The 17,780-nt window shown below is 64.0% G+C and carries 12 protein-coding genes and 1 riboswitch; of the genes, 5 read left to right on the top strand and 7 right to left on the bottom strand.

The features are described 5' to 3' along the window. Nucleotides 1-34: 34 nt before the first annotated feature. The 3 genes from GT019_RS24615 to GT019_RS24605 form a co-directional block, all read right to left on the bottom strand. Entirely contained in the window at nt 35-1,015 is a 981-nt protein-coding gene (locus GT019_RS24615; RefSeq protein ID WP_161746090.1) for an acetylxylan esterase, read from the bottom strand. 13 nt (nt 1,016-1,028) lie between these two features. Beyond that, entirely contained in the window at nt 1,029-2,264 is a 1,236-nt protein-coding gene (locus GT019_RS24610) for an MFS transporter (RefSeq protein ID WP_161746089.1), read from the bottom strand. A 162-nt stretch (nt 2,265-2,426) separates the two neighbouring features. Next, on the bottom strand, nt 2,427-7,175 hold the full coding sequence (locus tag GT019_RS24605; RefSeq protein ID WP_161746088.1) for a DEAD/DEAH box helicase: 4,749 nt from the start codon (nt 7,173-7,175) through the stop codon (nt 2,427-2,429). Between the two features lie 204 nt (nt 7,176-7,379). Between GT019_RS24605 and GT019_RS24600 the strand changes: the two genes are divergently transcribed. Continuing rightward, a complete protein-coding gene (locus GT019_RS24600) occupies nt 7,380-7,799 on the top strand; it encodes a hypothetical protein (protein WP_161746087.1) in 420 nt (139 codons plus the stop codon). A gap of 151 nt (nt 7,800-7,950) precedes the next feature. Here the strand turns inward: GT019_RS24600 and GT019_RS24595 are convergent, their stop codons facing one another. The 3 genes from GT019_RS24595 to GT019_RS24585 all read right to left on the bottom strand — a co-directional run bounded on the left by GT019_RS24595 (nt 7,951) and on the right by GT019_RS24585 (nt 11,794). Further along, entirely contained in the window at nt 7,951-8,451 is a 501-nt protein-coding gene (locus tag GT019_RS24595) for a C40 family peptidase (RefSeq protein ID WP_161746086.1), read from the bottom strand. A gap of 4 nt (nt 8,452-8,455) precedes the next feature. After that, nucleotides 8,456-8,616, bottom strand: a riboswitch (cyclic di-AMP (ydaO/yuaA leader). 324 nt (nt 8,617-8,940) lie between these two features. After that, complete coding sequence (locus GT019_RS24590; RefSeq protein ID WP_161746085.1) at nt 8,941-9,759, bottom strand: hypothetical protein; 819 nt, start codon at nt 9,757-9,759, stop codon at nt 8,941-8,943. A gap of 34 nt (nt 9,760-9,793) precedes the next feature. Further along, on the bottom strand, nt 9,794-11,794 hold the full coding sequence (locus tag GT019_RS24585) for a M1 family metallopeptidase (protein WP_161746084.1): 2,001 nt from the start codon (nt 11,792-11,794) through the stop codon (nt 9,794-9,796). Nucleotides 11,795-12,033: 239 nt separating this feature from the next. Between GT019_RS24585 and GT019_RS24580 the strand changes: the two genes are divergently transcribed. After that, a complete protein-coding gene (locus tag GT019_RS24580; RefSeq protein ID WP_161746083.1) occupies nt 12,034-12,558 on the top strand; it encodes a YwhD family protein in 525 nt (174 codons plus the stop codon). Nucleotides 12,559-12,781: 223 nt separating this feature from the next. Then, on the top strand, nt 12,782-13,243 hold the full coding sequence (locus GT019_RS24575; protein WP_268896086.1) for a flavodoxin: 462 nt from the start codon (nt 12,782-12,784) through the stop codon (nt 13,241-13,243). Between the two features lie 109 nt (nt 13,244-13,352). Here the strand turns inward: GT019_RS24575 and GT019_RS24570 are convergent, their stop codons facing one another. After that, entirely contained in the window at nt 13,353-13,847 is a 495-nt protein-coding gene (locus GT019_RS24570; RefSeq protein ID WP_161746082.1) for a C40 family peptidase, read from the bottom strand. A gap of 289 nt (nt 13,848-14,136) precedes the next feature. Between GT019_RS24570 and GT019_RS24565 the strand changes: the two genes are divergently transcribed. Together GT019_RS24565 and GT019_RS24560 are read left to right on the top strand one after the other, a co-directional pair. Beyond that, nucleotides 14,137-15,897 carry an ABC transporter ATP-binding protein gene (locus GT019_RS24565; RefSeq protein WP_161746081.1) on the top strand — a complete coding sequence of 587 codons (1,761 nt, stop codon included), beginning with the start codon at nt 14,137-14,139 and terminating at the stop codon, nt 15,895-15,897. After that, entirely contained in the window at nt 15,894-17,687 is a 1,794-nt protein-coding gene (locus GT019_RS24560; RefSeq protein ID WP_161746080.1) for an ABC transporter transmembrane domain-containing protein, read from the top strand. Before GT019_RS24565 ends, GT019_RS24560 begins: the two co-directional genes overlap by 4 nt. The last annotated feature ends 93 nt before the right edge of the window (nt 17,688-17,780 follow it).

Here is a 17,780-nt window from a genome sequence, read left to right as displayed (position 1 = left end):
GGACAAGAGCGTCCATCGCTATTTTTGGCGGAAATTAGCGAAACCGCGCGCAAAGGAAAAGAATCCGTTCCCGGTGCTGCGCTTCGCTGACCTCGTGGCCGCCGAACGGATAATCGACGATCGTCTTGTCCGCCGCGATCCGGTTGTATACCGCATAGATCGTTTCCGGCATGCAGACGGGATCCTTCCAGCCGACAGACAGCAGGACAGGGACCGCGATCCGCGGGGCAAGGTTCAACAGGTCGTAATGGGCGATCGCGTGCAGCACGGCTTCCAGCCGGTCCGGGTAGCGCTTCGCGTACTGGGCGAGCTCCGTCAAGGAGCTGCTGGAGTGGAGCACGCCGAAGTCCATATGGCATAAATTCGGAATGTCCGCGACGACCGCGGTTACTTTGGGGCACAGCGCCGCGGCGATGAGCGCCAGACCGCCGCCTTGGCTGGCGCCGACGGTCGCAAGCCTCGACGGATCCGTCTCCGGCTGCGCCGCCGCGGCCTCGACCGCGCGGACCGCATCCATCGTAATGGCATGGTAGTACGAATCCATGGGCTCGAGCACGTTGCCGGATACCCAGCCCTTGACGGCGCCGGACCGCAGCGCCATCGCATTGCCGGTCTCGCCGCCCTGGCCCCGCACGTCGACGGCCAGCACCGCATATCCCAGCAGCAGCCAGCTGGCGTACCGTTCGGGATAGCCGCGATCATCCGTATAGCCGGGGAACGTGACGACGCAAGGGTACCGGCCGGCATCGGCGCGGGCGCCATCCGCGTTCCGGCGAGTGTCCGGCACCATGAACCAACCGTGAATCGGCGTATCGTCGAAGCCTGTATAGGTAAGGCGGTCGACCGTGACGCCCTGAAAGGGCGACTCCGCCCGCTCGCGCCGCACTTCCGGCGGTTTGTCGGCAAAAGCCTTCAAGGCGGCATGCCAATACGCGTCCAGTTCGGCCGGATCGATCGTGGGCGGAGCGGAATAGGTTTCGAGCTCGCGTTTGCGCCTTGCGATGGCGTGATTCATGAAAGGATTCCTCCTAAGCCGAGTGGGATTGTTCTACAGCGACGACCCGGCCGATGCGCCCGGTCCGGCGCGCGGCCGCGGCCGCCCAAGCCATGACGGCCAGCAGCGCGATTGCGGTCGCCGCAAACAGCCAGCGCGTGGCGCTCGGGCCATGGACGTCCAGAAACCAGCCGGCGCCCTCGGGCAGCAGCGCGCCGCCGATGCCGCCGCAGGCCATCAGCAGGCTCGTCGTGCGCTCGGTCGCGCCGGGAAAGGCGCGGTTGGCGAAGACGATGGCGATGGCGAACATGCCGGACATCATCAAGCCGACGATGAACGTCAGGACGAAGGCGGGCGCCGTGCCCGTGAAGAACGTCATGAGCACGAACAGAACGGCCGCCGCGGCGCAGGTCGCGAGCAGATACGCGGCTCCGCCGATCCGGTCGGCCAATTGGCCGGACACGAGCCGACCGATGACCATGGCGCCCCAGAAGAGGCTGAGGACCAGCGTGGCGGAAGCTTCCGTCATGCCGTTGCTGGCGACGAGCAGGGAGGGCAGGTAATGGATGAAGCTCATTTCCAGCCCGACATAGACGACGAAGAACAAGGCGCAGGCCGTCAAAATCAAGCCGCCCTGCCTGCGGGTGCGGGGCATGGTCGCGTCGGCGCTCCGGCCGTGCGGGGCGTGGGGCTCGCCGGCATGGTCGCCCGCCCGGGCGGGCCGATCCAGCACGGACGGCCACCAAACGAGCCAGAGCACGAAGGTCGCGGCGGACATCGCGCCGACGATGCCGAACGAGAGCTTCCACTGTCCGGCTTCGATCAGGCCCGCGCCAGCGAACGGAATGATGAGCGCCCCGACGCCGAAGAACGTCTCCACGCGGCTCATATAGATATTGGCCTTCTCGCCGGAAGCGCCGATGACGAAGGAACCGACGACCGCCTCCGTCATGCCGAGCCCGACGCCGGCGAAAGGCGCGATCGTCAGCATGACGCTCCAAGGCGGGAGCAGCGTATAGAGAAGCTCGGCTGCGGCCATGACGCCGATCGCCGCCATGAGCACGGGCTTTTTGCCGAATTTGTTCATCAGCCACGGCGCGCACAAAATGCCGGCCATGCCGCCAAGGAACTGATGCATGACGAGCTGGCCGCCGTCTCCGTACAGAATGCCGTACGCATGGACCATCGGTTCCATGACGGCGCCGATGGCGAGCTGACCCAAGCCGACGACGAGATACGCGATGCAGCCTAATACAATGAGCCTGGACATGAAAATACCTCCGCTAATGAACTTTCTCCACCTTAACACAATCCGTAAGCCGGCAGTAGGGTAAAAAATGTCCATTAAAGGAGGAAGAACGGACTGAGCGGGCGCCGGGCGGCGGACGCCGGCGGGGGATTTCCGGCAATTGAAGCCGATGGCGGAACCCGGCTATTTCAGGTCGCTCGGCCAGATCACGAGCGAGCGGTTATCGCGCTCCGCGCCCAGTTCCCGCAGCGCTTCGGCCGCGGGGGATTCCAGGACCGGGATGCCGTTCCACCGGTCGATCTTGATCTTGCTAAACTTCTGCTGGCGCAGCAGCGTACGGAAGATTTCCGCAAGCATGGCGGGAAGCTCCTCGTCCGGCACGGCCGCGGCTGGCTCCGCCGCCGTCGTCAGATCGACGATATGGCGGCCGTTGTTCTCCAGCCAGAAGCGCCATTTGCCGTGCCGGAGCACGAGGAAGCTGCCGCTCTTGCGCGAGAAGCCGGATCCGCGCGCGGCGGGCCAGTCGGCCGCGAGGCCGAACGGGTTGGCCGGGTCCGTCGCGGCCAGCACCGTGACGGCGTCGCCGCCGGGCATGGGCCGGCGCACCGCTTCGAGGCCCTCGCGCCGGGCGAACTGCAGCGTGCCGACGCCCTCCACGAGCAGGCCGCGCGTCACGGCGCCCCATTGCTCCAGCTGCTTCAGCACGGGGAACAGCTCGTCCCACCCGAACGGCGACAGCTGCTGCGCGAGCTCCCGGGACACGATGCCGAAGCTGTCCAGCAGATGCTGCGTCCAATGCAGCGCCGACTCCGACAGGTCGGAGCTCACGGCGCGAAGCGCCTCCGCGCCGAGTTCGCGGTCGGCCGCGCCGTCATGGTCCGCGTCACGGTCCCGGTTGGCGGAAGCGCCTTGGCCCATGGTCGCTTCCTCCATTTCCGAGCGGATCGGGGCAGCTCGATTTCCCGGCCCGCGGGCCGGCGGCGCGGCGTTCTCGGCTTCGGCCAGCGAGCCCGTCCAATACCAGCGCCCGAGACCGGAGCCCGTGCGGGCGAGCTGCTTGCCCCTGGTCGCGAGCTGCAGGCGCAGCGGCGCGAACTGATCGTTGGAGACGGCGCCCTCCCATACGAGATCGAGCAGGTCGGCGAGCAGATCGGACGGCACCTTGCCGTACTCGCGGCTCAGCTTGGTGAGGAAGCTCGCGCCGCCCGCCCGCAGCAGGCCCAGCAGCTCCGGATGTTTGGACGGCGCCGCGGCCCCGGCCTGGGCGGCCGCCCGCAAGACCGGCGCATAGAGCGGCTTCGCGTCCGCGAGGAAGAAGGCGACCCGTCCTTCCTTCTCGGTCTCGCCCTTGCGCCCGAGCCAGATCACCTCGCCGGAGGCGCAGAGCAGGTCGAGGTCTTCCTTGCGATAGCCCGTCACGCGCGCCGGGAAGATCAGCGATTCCCAATGCGAGGCGGGCAGGAAGAAGCCCTGCAGCCGTTCGATGATCAGGCGCAGCCCGTCGATGCCGCTCAGCTGCGTGCCCGAGAGGACATGCTGGAGCCGCGACATATGCGCCAGCCAGTCCACGGGATCGATGGCCTCCGCCTGCTTGCGCGCCTGCTCCAGCGTGAGCCGGACGAGCCGTCTCGCGACGCCGCGGCTCGTCCAGATCCGCTCCGCGTCGTCCGCGAACGGAGCATGCTCCGTTCGGTCGAGCGCGAGCAGCACGTCCGCGATATGCGCGGCATCGGCAGCGGTCAACCGCGGGTAGCGCTCCCGCAGCTCGTCCTCGGTGAAGGACAGCCGGTTGTCCGCGAAACGGCCGGCCACGAACGCGATGGCGGCTTCACCGCCCGGGAATGCCGCGTACAGCTCGCGTTCCTCCGCGCAAATCCAGCGCGTCCGCCCATGGCCGAAGTCGAGCTCCGTTATCCGTCCGGTCACGGCGAGCGCCGTCAGCCAGGCGTCCGCGTCCTTGCCGGCCGCGGCGGCGAGCTCCGCGCCGGACGAATCCCCGCGGCGCTTCAGCAGCGCGAAGAGCTCCTCCGCGCTCGCGGGCACGAGCGGGCCCGCTTCCAGCCGCGCTTCTTCCTCGCGGGCGATGGCCGGATCGACGGCCCGCCGCACGGCTTCTTCGCCGAACAATTGCCCGGCCAGCGTCTTGCTGACGCCGAGCAGCTGCAGCTGCGTCGCTTCGCTCAGCCCGTCGCCCTCGTACAGCATCGCATTGGCATAATCCGCGATGAACTGCACGGCGAACGGCGAAGGCGCCTGCGTCTCCTTGACCTGCACGTCGATATCGCCGGCGGCAATCGCCGCGAGCAGCGTTTTGAGCCCGTCCGCGTCCAGGTACTCGTGCAGGCACTCCCGCATCGCCTCCCGCAGATACGGAAAATCCTCCGCGTACGGCAGCGCCTGCTTCAGCAGCTCCTCGCTGCGCAGCCGCTTCTGCCACATCGGCGTGCGCGTGAAGCTGCGCGAGAGCAGCAGGGACGTCTCCGCGATCCGGCGGAACGAGACGGCAAGCAGGGGCGACCCCGCGATCGCCTCCGTCAGCAGCGATTCCGCGCTTGAAGCCGTGATCTGCCACAGCGTTTGCAGCCACGACGCATCCCAATCCGGCACGACGAGCTCGATGCCGTTGTCCTTGGCGTTGCCGTACATCGAATAGGGAAGCGTGCGCTGAAACTGGCGCTGGATCGCGAGCAGCCACGTGCGGTTGACGCGCCGCCCGAACGGGTTATGGATGATAATGCGCGTCTGGTTCATCAGGTCGCGGTAATGCTCGACGATGATCCGACGATCGGTCGGCAGCCCGAGCGCCCGGTGCTGCGCCCGCACGAGGTCGATCAGCTCCGAAGCGGAATAATGGTCAAGCCCGTATTCGTCGTCCAGCCAGGCGATCGCCGAATCCTCGAGCGTCTTGTCCGGCGTTTCGTCGCCCGCGGCAGGAGCGTCCAGATGAAGCCGGCCGGCCAGCTGCGTTAGAAACCCGCCCAGCCGCACGCCCACCTCCACGCTGCGGCTGCCCGTCTCCGCGCGCCAGAACGGAATCTCGCTGAAGCGGTTGGGCGCTTCCTGCACGTACACGCGGTCGTTCTCGATCCGGCTGATCATCCACGAGCTCGTGCCCAGCTGGAAGACGTCGCCGACGCGGCTTTCCGCGATGTATTCCTCATCCAGCTCGCCCAGATGGACGCGGCTGTCGGCGTGATGGACGGGGTAGGCGGAGCTGGACGGAATCGTGCCCGCGCCGGTCACGGACGCCATTGCCGTGTTCGCGCGCTTGCGCAGCGTATCCGTCTCCCGGTCCCAGTCGATCAGCGGCCGGGCGAACGGATAGAAGCCGGACAGCACTTTCAGCGTCGCTTCCAACCGTTCGCGCGGAAAGCCCCGGTAGCACTCGCTCCGCGCGATAAGCCCGTGCAGCGCGCTCACGGTCATGTCCGCGGCGGCCGTCATGGACACCACATGCTGCGACAGCACGTCGAGCGGCTCGAGCGGCAGCGCGATCGCTTCGATCTCCCGCCGCGCGATGCTGCGGCACAGCACGGCCGCCTCCGGCAGCTCGCCGCGCTGGCGCGCCACGATATAGCCGCGGCTGACGTCGCCCACGGCATGCCCGGCGCGGCCGATGCGCTGGATGCCCGCGGCGGCGGCCTTGGGCGAGTCGACCTGAATGACGAGGTCGACGTGGCCGACGTCGATGCCGAGCTCGAGCGACGAGGTCGCGACGAGGCAGCGCAGCTCGCCCGCTTTCAGCATGCGCTCGACCTCGAGCCGCCGCTCCCGCGCCAAGCTGCCGTGGTGGGCGCGCGCCAGCTCGTGCCCCGCCTGCTCGTTGAGCCGCAGCACGAGCCGCTCGCACAGCCGGCGGCTGTTCACGAAGAGCAGCACGGAGCGCGCGCCTGCCATGAGCGCCATGAGCCGCTCGACGATCGGCTGCCAGACGCCTTCGCGCGTGCGCGCGGGCCGGCTCAGGTCCGGCATCGTCACGCGGACCTGGATCGACTTGCTCATGGCGCTTTCCACGATGACGACCGGCCGCGCGCGATAGCCGAGCGGATGGTCGAGCGGATGGTCGTCACCGTCCGCGTTCCGCCCCGCGCCCGTTTCCAAATAGGCGTCCGCGCCGGAACCCGATCCTGAGCCGCTTCCTGGCCTCAAGTCAGCTCCCGTCAACGAGCCCGGAACGGGAGTCGAAGCTTTGCCGCCGTCGTTAGTCCGGACCGCGTCCTTGCCGCCCGCATCCGCGGCCGGCGCCCAGCCGCCCAGAAACCGGGCGACCCGGGAGAGCGGCTTCTGCGTCGCCGATACGCCGATGCGCTGCACGGGCTGCGCCGAGAGCGCCGCCAGCCGTTCCAGCGAGAGCGACAGATGCGCCCCGCGCTTGTCGCCGGCGAGGCTGTGGATCTCGTCCACGATGACCGCCTCCGCGGTTCGCAGCATATGGCGGCCCTTGTCCGACGTCAGCAGCAGGTACAGCGATTCCGGCGTCGTGACCAGCACGTCGGGCGGCCGGCTCGCCATGCGCGCGCGCTCGCCCGGCGGCGTGTCCCCGGTGCGCACCGCGGTGCGGAGGCCCGGCCAAGCTTCGTTCGCGGCTTCGCGGCCGTAGGCCTCGATCTTTTCGAGAAAGCCGACCAAATGATGCTGAATGTCGTTATTAAGCGCCTTGAGCGGGGTAATGTAGACTATGCGCACGCCGGGGGTCCAGCCCGTTCCCTGCGCCATGGCCAGCGCTTTGGCCAGCGCGAGGCGGCTGAGGCAGGGCAGCAGCGCCGCGAGCGTCTTGCCGGATCCGGTCGGCGCGGCGATGAGCGTATGGTTGCCGGCGGCGATGGACGCCCAGGCGTCATGCTGCACGGGCGTGGGTTCGCCGAACGCGCGGCTGAACCACCCGGCCAGCGTCGGATGGAATTCCGCGAGCGCGGAGGGAGTCGAGGACATGCGGCAGCAGCTCCTTCATCTCATTAGAAGATCGTTTGCGTACAGTCTATCATTCTAGTATTCATCATGCGTCAAACCATTCCTTTTCAGACGTCGGACAAGCCCGGCGGAGCCGAAAAGGCGGTTCAACAGGCAAGCTTGCGCGCATACACATAGTTCTACGACGACAGCGTCGGCGCACGGGCAGCGGGAGGTATCGGGAAGATGGCGAGATGGCGGGACAGCTTGGAGAAGCGCTTCGCGGAATGGAGGCGGCTCGAATACGAGGTCGAAGACACGCTGGCCGGCAGGCGCGTGCTTCGCGTCGCGGGGCCGCGCACGCCGCGGCTGACGACGCCGGTGTCGGTGGCGGTCAAGCAGGCCGAGCTGAACGCGGTGGAGGAGAAGTTCCAGGCGGGCTTGGCCTGCTTCTGCCTCGGCGAGCTCTCGGGGGAGGAGCGTCGGGCGTTTCTGCGGCTCTGGCATGAGCGGCTCGAATCGGGCGCGACCGTCGTGCTGGCCGACCGCCGCGGCGAAGGCTGCGAGACGCCTGCGCAGCTGCGCGACCTGTTCACGCCGCATGCCAAGGCGCTGAACGTGCAGGTCGGACCGACCTTCTGGTGGGTCCGGTACGAGCGCGCCTGAGCCGGCAGGCGGCAGGCCGCCCGCCTGACATAAACAAACAAAGCCGCGGCTGCTTGTCCCGAAGGAGAAGCAGCGACGGCTTTGTCCGCAATCCCGAAGGGCAGGGTCGCACCCCTGACCGGACCGGCATTATTCATGCATGTTGCCCGAGTTATTCGTCGGAATCGTTGTCGCCTGGTTCGTCGGACGGATCGTCGGCATATTTCTCGAACGTCTGCGGGCTCATTACGCGGCGAGCCGTTACATAGCGCTTCGCGTAATAGGACTCGCTAAGTCCGCTGATCGTGACGCCTTTGCTGGAAGAAGCGTGCGCAAACTTCCCGTCGCCAACATAGATGCCTACATGCGAGATGCCATTTCCCGTCGTATTGAAGAATACGAGATCCCCAGGGATCAGATCGCCCTTGGCGATTTTCTTGCCCAGCCCGGCCTGCGAACGGGATGCGTGCGGAATGTCGACGCCGAGTTTCTTGAACACGTACATCGTGAATCCGGAGCAGTCGAACCCTTTCGTGGTCGTGCCGGTGTAAACATAAGGTGTTCCGATCAGATCCTTGATGACGCCGTCCATTTTCGAGTCGGCGAATACGCTGCCGGCCTGAAAGATGAAGAGCATCGCAAGTCCGATCACCAGAGCAGAGAACTTCTTCAAAACGGGAAACTCCTTCCAGTGCCTACGAGGTTAGCTGTGGGGTTCGGTTGAAGGTCCCCTATGATCGCCTCTGGCAGCCGCATACGCGCACGATCGGCTGTCGGGATCAATTCACCCAGAATGGTTCCCCCGTTTCCCAAGATGGGAATTCGGCAAAATTTTCATTTCTCAGGGAAAGTTATTCGATCATTTTGTCGCTTCTCCTTCCGAGTTCACGTTTTGTTCACAAATTAAAATTATTAGAGTGAAACTTTTTGCCTCTCATTTTCGTATAGCGGCGCCGTTTTCCGGGTGAAAACGGTGTTTTTCGGCTGTTGTCGGAAAATCGGATGCAGCCCGCAAAGCTTGTCTGCTCCGCGGCCGCCCGCATACGGCAAAAAGCCCCATCGCAGGTCGAAGGGGCGTAACGGAAGTCCTATTCTGATTGAAATCGAATGATGGGTCTTTCGTCTCTATTTCATGGGCAGGCAAGGGCGCGATGACATGTCGCTAGGATTGCTTCGACTGCCAGGCGTCGTACTGGGCGGCGACCGTCCACACCTTCATGATCGTCCGCAGCAGCTGGTAGCCTTGGTGCAGGACGAGCGCGAGCAGGCCGGCCCAGAGCATCGACACGGAGGCGATCGTCATGCTGAGGAGGGCGCCGATGCCCCACATCGCGAGCGACACGCCGGCGAACGGGAGGAAGTTGGCGATGCCGCTCCAGAGCGCCCGCATGGAGCCGCTGCCGGTCACGGCGCCGAACTGCATCGCGAGGAAGAGCAGGTGCAGCAGGACCGCCCACAGGAGCCAGCCGCCCGCCCACGGCCCGGCCTGCTTCGCGAATTCCGTCAAGGTGCCGCTGGAGAGCAGCAGCTTGAGCGCCTTCGGCAGGAGCCAGCAGGCGGGCGCGAGCGTGAGCGCCGTCTCCAGCAGGTAGAGCAGGGCGACCGGTTTCCAGGCTTTGCGGATGCCGCTTAGGAATTTCGTGCCTTTCTCGTCGGACATGTGATGCAGGGAGTGGAACAGGCCGGCGTTCAAGAACGGCGTGACGAGCATCCGGCCGGCCAGCAGTCCGCAGAACAGCAGGGCGTAAGGCCGAATCAAGTCGGTCTTCATGAGCTGGAACTGCGATTCCGTCAAGAAGAGCGAGATCGCGCCGCTGCTGGCCGCATAGGAGTCGGGGAACCGCTTGAGCAGCGGGACCGCGATGTTCTCGATGGTCCGGTAGAGGAAGAAGCCCCAGATCAGTTCGTACAGAAACAGCAGGATGATGATGTAGAAATGCTTCGACGTCAGCCGCCAGCCTTGCTTGATATGCGTTCTCATCCGCAAATCGCCTCCTTTATTCATACGGCGGGCGTTACCAGGCGAGCGAGGAGAAGATCGTCTCGGCCAGCTTCGTCAGGCCGACGCTCCAGCGCGTGCGGGTTTTCTCGGCCAGGTCGGCTTTCAGGAAATTGTTGATGTGCTTGTTGTCGAGCACGTTGTCGTTCTGCGGATCGACCGCGGCCCAGAGCAGCTTGGAGCCGTGAACGATCTTGTATTGCACGTGGCTGTCCTGCGCGTCCCATACCTTCGGCATGACCGTTCCGTCGGCGAAATGGAGGATGACCGTGACCGGTCCGACGCTGCCGCCGGTTTTCTTGACGAGCACGACGTTCTCGTACTCCGTCTTGCCGCCTTGCTTCACGGGCGTCACGTGGATGGAAGCGACGGAGTAGTCCGCCATCTCGTCCCCGTACACGAAGTGGCTGAAATAATCGTTCCATTTCGTCTTCGTGACCGTCTCCACGACCCGCTGGAAGTCCGCCGTCGACGGGTGCTTGAACTTGTACTTCTGGAAATACGTCCGCATGATCTTGCGCATCGTCGCCTCGCCCACCTGCTTCTCGATGCCGACGAGCACCAGCTTGGCGCGGATGTAGACGTTCTCGGCGTAGTGGCTGTTGTCGTGATACGACCAGGACAGCTGCTTGAGCGGCGCGGGGTCCGTCATGTAGCTCGCCTCCACGGGCAGGTTCGGCGCGACGCCGTACTCGCTTTCCATCACTTTGTCTTCCGCGTAGGAGGTGAAGCCCTCGTCGAGCCACGCTTCCTCGAATTCGTTCGAGGCGACCATGCCGTACCAGTATTGATGGCCGATCTCGTGCACGACCGTGCGTTCCAGGTCGTACCCGGGGTTGTCGTTCTCCGCCGAGAACGCGGTGACGAGCGTCGGGTACTCCATGCCGCCCGCGCCGTTGCCGCCTTTGGGCGGGACGACGACGGAGAGCGTCGTGTACGGATAGGCGCCGTACCACTGCGCGTACTTGGCGAGCGCGGACTTGGCGGCGTGCAGGTAGCGGTCCTTGTACTTGGCGTGCAGCGGATCGAGATACAGCTTGATGCGGACGCCCGGCACGCCCTCGGTGGAGAAGGGCTCCTCGGAGTAGACGAAGTCGGGCGAGGCCGACCAGCCGAAATCATGCACGTCGTCGGCGTAGAACTGGTACGTCCTGCGGCCCGCATCCACGATGGACGCCTTCGCCTGGAAGCCGGTGGCGGCTACTTTATAGGTGGAAGGCACGTTGATCTTCACGCTGTAGATGCCGAAGTCGCTGTAAAACTCGGAGTTGCCGTGATACTGGTGCGCGTTCCAGCCTTCCGTGGCCCGGCCCCTCGTGCCCGCGGTCTCGTAGGCGGCCAGCTTCGGAAACCACTGCCCCGCCATGACGAAGTCGCCGGAGTAGCCCATGCGGGCGAACACCTCGGGCAGCTTGACCTCGAACTTCATCCGCAGCGTGACGCTCTTGCCGGGCGCCACGGGGGTCGGCAGCTTGAGCTTGGCCAGCGTGAGGTCGCTCGGATTGCCGTCGTCGGGCTGCACGTAATGCAGGCGCGGCAGGAGGCTGTAGCCCTCCGTCGTCTCCAGCGTGAGCAGGTTCATGTAGCCGGTGCTGTCCGAGGTGGCCTTGTCCTCCCGCAGCTGCCCGCCGGATTCGCGCATGAACGTCGTGTTCTTGGAGCGGAAGGCGTTGGGATAGAGGTGGAAATACATCTCGGACACCGGCTGCTTGCCGGGGTTTGTCCACGTGACGGACTGCTCCCCCTGCAGCATGTGCGCGTTCTCCTGCAGGCTCACGTCGATGTGATACTCCGTGACGCGTTTGCTGAGCGAGACGGGCTTCGGCTGCATGACGCTGTCCGGCTGCTGCGCGGCGGGCGGCGCGGCCTGTTTGGGGGCGGCGTCTTTCTTCGCAGGAGCGGAAGCGAACGTATATTGCGAAACCCAGGCATCTCCGAACCCTTCCTTGGCCGTGACGCCGATCAGCGCGGCGGCGAGGACGAAGAGCAGAATACGTTTGGCGCGGCGTGGATTCATTCCATGATTCCCTCCCGTTGACAAGCTTCTAAGGCATGTATATGTTTGCTTTTCCGAGATTATTAGCTAAAATGGAATTAAAGTGCGGACAGGTTGGAAGAATCGCCGGCGGCCCTTTTTGCAGCGGCGCGGCGCGCGTTTTTTCTGACGGAATAAGCGAGGCTTCATGGCGGGGAAACCGCGCCGGGAGCGGAATTCAAGGCTTTTTATGAAGGCTTGGGACGGGAGTTGATCGGTACGTGAGCGAACAGGATAACGGACAGCAGCCGCCGGAGAAGAAAGAGAAGCGGTCGCTTTCTCTCAACGTGGTGAGCAATAAGGAACATAGAGGCTTCGGCGCGGGGACGATCGATCTGAGCGACGTGGCCTGCGTCATGATCGATAAAGGCGAGGCGTACATCGACGTAGGCGCGATGCACGCCAAGAGCAAGATCGAGAAGGGCATCAAGTTCAGCCCGAACAAGGAGGACGTGCCGAACGGGCGTCCGTGCTGGATCGTGTGGGTCGCGGTCGACCGCAACGAGGAAGGCTCGTATTACGCGGGAGCGACGGCTTGCCCGATGCTCATCGATACGGAGGCGCGGCGCGGATGGAAGATTCTCGCGCAGCACGTGAACAACCTCGACTACGCCATCAAGCGCCGTTTCGTGCTGGATGAGCTCGGGGAAGAAGAGAAGCGGGCGCTCAAGAGCCTGCTCGTGACCAACAATCCGGACTGGTGGGAACGCTCGCCGGATAAGTTGAAGGAAGCATTGAACGTATAAGCATTCGGCGCTCCGATCGTCGCAATCGCGGAGCCCGCGTGCAGGAAGAGGCTTGCGGCGGCGCGGAGAGCGCCGATCGGAAGGGAAACGCGTTTGCCGGCAGGCGGACGCGTTCTTTTGATGGCTGCTTACGAATTGTGATTGACAATCATTCTCAATATAATGATAATGATTATCAGTATCAATTAATTAAAGGCAGCCATTGCCTGTGGGAGTGATCGAATTGGATCAGAAGGCATTACTCATTTATGCCAGTATGACCGGCAATACGCGCGACATGGCGGACAGCGTCGTGGAAGGCTTGCTGGAGCACTTCGTCGCCGTGGAGGTCAAAGAAGTGACGGATGCATCCGCGGCCGATCTGGACGTATACGATAATCTCTTGTTCGGGGTCTATACCTGGGGAGACGGCGACCTGCCGGATGAGTTCCTTGATTTCTACGATGATCTGCAGGCCAAGGATCTATCCGGCAAACGGGCGGCGGTATTCGGCTGCGGCGATACGGCGTACCGCTATTTCGCCGTTGCCGGCGACATTTTGCAGGAATGCCTGGAGAATCGGGGCGCGCTCGTCCTGCAGCGGACGGTGAAGGTCGATGGTTGCCCGGGCAGGCAGGAGTTAGAGGCCTGCAAACGGCTCGGCGCCGAATTTGCCGCTTTCATCAAGCAGGGGGCGGGCGCGTAGCGAGCGCGGCCGCCGAACGGCAAAAAAGCTGCGCCCGTAGGTTCCTTCCTTATAATGGAGGGCACGGGCGCAGCTTTTTTTCATGGTCGGTCGACCGGCTTCTTGCCGGCTAATAGATCCTCCGCGCGCCCGCGTACCGAGGTCCCCAATACGGATTCTCCAGCTGCTGGACGTAGATGCCTTTGGAGCTGATCGCGGAGATGAAGGAGCCGTTCCCGATATAAATGCCGACATGGTCGACATTCTCTCCGCCCGCGATGCGGAAGAAGACCAGGTCGCCCCGGCGCAGCATCGGTTGGTCCACGGCGACGCCCTGCGCGTACAAATTGACGGTGTTGGTGCGGACCTGCTGAATGCCGAATTTGTGGTACATATAATAAACGAAGCCCGAACAGTCGAAGCCGGACGGCGTGGAGCCGCCCCAGACGTACGGAATTCCGATATAGGAGTAGGCATCCTGCACGAGGGTTTCTTTCAAGACGGCGTGCTTGGCTTCTTCCGCGGCAACGGATTCGGCTTGCCCGGTTCCGGGCGGCCGGACGTCCGGGGCGGTGCCGGTCAGCTGGAGGATGGTTAGGGACATGGCGACGAATTGCTTGATCATCCGGATGAACTCCTTCGCTTTGGGGGATTGAAATCTTCGTCACCCTTAGTATAGGATGTTTTAAATTTCCCAAACCGAGAAAATAATAGGTGCATTCGATTCCGGGCGAGTCCGGAGGAACGAAGCTTCGGGCGCATGCGCGCTTAACCCGTCCCGCCGTTGCCGCCAGTGCGGAAACAGGCTCCCGCCCGGCAACGCAAATTAAGCCGTGAACCCCTGTTCGAGCGCCCGGTATCTATGGTATATTCGTTGGACAGGAACGCATGTTCTAAAATCAGGAGGATATGGAATGAACCGGCAAACGAAAGGCCGTTCGCAATACGCCGACCTGCTCCGGCGTTATTTGCTGCCTCAAAAACGTACGTTATGGGTGCTCGCGGCGCTGCTCGTCCTCACGATCGGCCTCCAGCTCGTCAATCCGCAAATTATCCGCTATTTCATCGACTCGGCGCAGTCCGGAAGCACCCTCGAACCGCTGCTGATCGCCGCGCTTCTCTTCATCGGCTTCTCGGTGCTGCAGGGCGGCGTTACCGTGCTGGCCACGTATTTCAGCGAGAATCTCGGCTGGAAGACGACCAACGCGCTGCGAAGCGACTTGGCCGCGCATTGCCTGTCGCTGGATATGCCGTTCCACAAATCGCAGACGTCCGGCGCCATCATCGAACGCGTCGACGGCGACGTGAACGCGCTGGCGAATTTCTTCTCCAGCATGATCATTCATCTGCTCGGCAATTTCCTGCTCATGGTCGGCATCATCGCGCTGCTGTTCCGGGAGAGCTGGATGATCGGAGCCGGCATGACCGTCTTCGTGATCGTGGCGGTGTTCGTCATCCAGCAGATCCGCAAGTTCAACGGGCCGTTCTGGAAGGATTGGCGGCAGGCGAGCGCGGAGCTCTACGGCTTCATCGGCGAGCAGCTGGAAGGGACCGAGGATATCCGGGCCAACGGCGCTTCGGGCTTCGTCATGGGCCGCTTCTACGGCATGCTGAAGCGGATGCTGCGGGTGCGGCTGCGGGCGTTCATCGGCTTCGCCTCCATGTGGAACACGACGATTATCGTCTTCACGCTCGGCAATGCGATGGCGTTCGGCATCAGCGCCTATCTATGGAAGACGGACGCGATCTCGCTCGGCACGGTCTATCTCATATTCTTCTATACGGAGCTGCTCGCCAAGCCGATCGAGAAGATCCGCACGCAGATGGAGGATTTGCAAAAGGCGGACGCCAGCATCTCGCGGATCCGCGCGCTGTTCGAGACGCGCTCCTCCATCCAGGACGGTCCCGGCGCGCCGCTTCCGGACGGACCGCTCGCGGTCGCCTTCGACGACGTGACGTTCTCGTACGACGACAACGGCGGGGAACCGACGCTGAGCGGGCTCAAGCTGCAGCTGGAACCCGGCGAGGTCTTGGGGTTGCTCGGCCGGACCGGCAGCGGCAAATCGACGATCGCGCGCTTGCTGCTGCGCTTCTACGACCCGCAGGAAGGCGCCATCCGTCTCGGCGGCACCGACATTCGGGACTGCAGGCTGAGCGGGCTGCGCAACCGGGTCGCGATGGTCACGCAGAACATCGAGATCATGGAAGGCACGATCCGCGATAATTTGACGTTCTACGACGAGTCCGTGCCCGATGCGCGCATCGTCGAAGTGTTGGAGCAGCTCGGACTCGGAAGCTGGTATGCTTCCATGCCGGAGGGACTGGACACGATGCTGGCATCCGGAGGCGGCAGCCTGTCCGCCGGGGAAGCCCAGCTGCTGGCTTTCGCCCGCGTGTTCCTGACCGACCCTGGCCTCATTATCATGGACGAAGCTTCGTCGCGCCTCGATCCGCTGACCGAGCAGCGGATCGAAGAAGCGATCGGCCGGCTGCTGTCGGATCGCTCCTGCATCATCATCGCGCATCGGCTGGCGACGGTGCAGCGCGCGGACCGGATCGCCATTCTCGAGAACGGCCTCGTCATCGAATCCGGGCGCCGCGCCGAGCTCGCGGCCGATCCGAAGTCGCGGTTCAGCGCCATGCTGGCCACGGGTCTCGAGGAGGTGCTCGCATGACGACGTTTCAATTCCTGGTCCGGCTGATCACGTTCCGGCCGCTGCTGTATACGGCGAACGCGCTGGCCTGGACCATCATCTATCTGATTCCGATCGTGCCCGGATTGATCACCCAGCAATTCTTCGATTCGCTGACCGGCGAGGACACCTTGAAGATCGGCACATGGGGCATCATCGCCCTGCTGCTTGCCGCCGCGCTCGCGCGCGTCGTCATGATCTACGTCGGCTGCATTACCGACGTGCAGTTCCGTTTCCGGGTGGCCATGATCCTGCGCCGCAATCTGCTGGGCCATGTGCTGAAGCAGCCCGGCGCACGGGCGATTCCGGTCTCGCCGGGCGAGGCGATCAGCTATTTCCGCGACGACGTGGACCAGACCGAGGAAGCCGTGAGCTGGTCGGTGGACGTGTTCGGCTTGACCTGCTTCGCGGTGGTATCGAGCTACATCCTGCTCAAGATCGATGTCCAAATGACGCTGCTCGTCTTCGTTCCGCTCGTGCTCGTCGTGACGATCGCGCAGCTCGCCACGTCGCGGCTGCAGAAATACCGGGCGGCCAGCCGGGAATCGACGGCGCGCGTGACCGGCGCGATCAGCGAGATGTTCAGCAACGTGCAGGCGATCCAGGTCGCCGGCGCGGAAGACCGCGTCATCGATCGCTTCCGGCGCTTCAATGACGACCGCCGCAAGACGATGCTGAAGGATAAGCTGCTCGGCGAAGCGCTGGATGCCGTCTTCACGAACTCAGTGAACCTGGGGATCGGACTGATCCTGCTGCTCGCGGGGACGAAGATGCGCGGCGGCAGCTTCACGGTCGGGGATTTCTCGCTGTTCGTCTACTATTTGACGTTCGTCACGCAGGTCATCTCGAACGTCGGCAAATTCATGACGTATTTCAAGCAGATGAGCGTCGCGCTGGAACGCATGCTGGAGCTGCTCCAGGGCGCCTCGGCGCGGATCCTGACGATGAAGGGAACGCTGCTGCTCCGCAAGGGCAGCCGTGCCGCGGCGGAGTCTTCGAATTCCGCCCCATACCGCGAACCGCTGCAAAGTTTGGAGGTGTCGGGCTTAACCTACCGGTTTCCCGACACCGGACGGGGCATCGAGGACGTGCGGCTGCGGCTTGCGGGCGGCTCCTTCACGGTCGTGACGGGCGCCATCGGCTCCGGCAAGACGACGCTGGTCCGGACGCTGCTCGGCTTGCTGCCGAAGGAAGAAGGGACGATCACGTGGAACGGCAAGCCGGTCGAGGATCCCGGCACGTTCTTCACGCCGGTCAACAGCGCGTATTCGGCGCAGATTCCCCGCCTGTACAGCGACACGCTGCGCAACAACATCTTGCTCGGCCACCGGGACGACGAGGGCGCGCTCGAGCGGGCGGTGCATGATTCGGTCATGGAATACGACATCGCCCATCTGCAGCAGGGGCTCGAGACGGTGGTCGGTCCCCGCGGCGTCAAGCTGTCGGGCGGCCAAATGCAGCGGGCGGCCGCGGCGCGGATGCTCGTGCGCGAGGCGGAATTGTACGTGTTCGACGACGTATCGAGCGCGCTTGACGTCGAGACGGAGTCGAAGCTGTGGGAGCGGCTTTTCGAGAGCAGGGGGAGCGCTACCTGCCTCGTCGTCTCCCATCGCCGCGCCGCGCTCGCGCATGCCGATCATATCATCGTCATGAAGGATGGCCGGATCGAGACCGAGGGCACCGTCGATCAGCTGCTGGCCAAGAGCGAGACGTTCCAGGAGCTGTGGTACGGGGACGAGCGAACGAAAGACGGATCGCCGAGAGAGGCATAAAGGATGGGCCCCCGGCGGATATACACAGAAATGCCCTGCCATATCCAACGATATGGCAGGGCATTTTTCGCATTTAAGCCGCTTCGGATGATC

This window comes from Paenibacillus glycinis, assembly GCF_009909185.1.
Classification (GTDB): domain Bacteria; phylum Bacillota; class Bacilli; order Paenibacillales; family Paenibacillaceae; genus Paenibacillus_Z; species Paenibacillus_Z glycinis.
The sequence above is the reverse complement of the archived record's forward strand: the minus strand, read 5'-3'. Positions and strand labels throughout refer to the sequence as shown.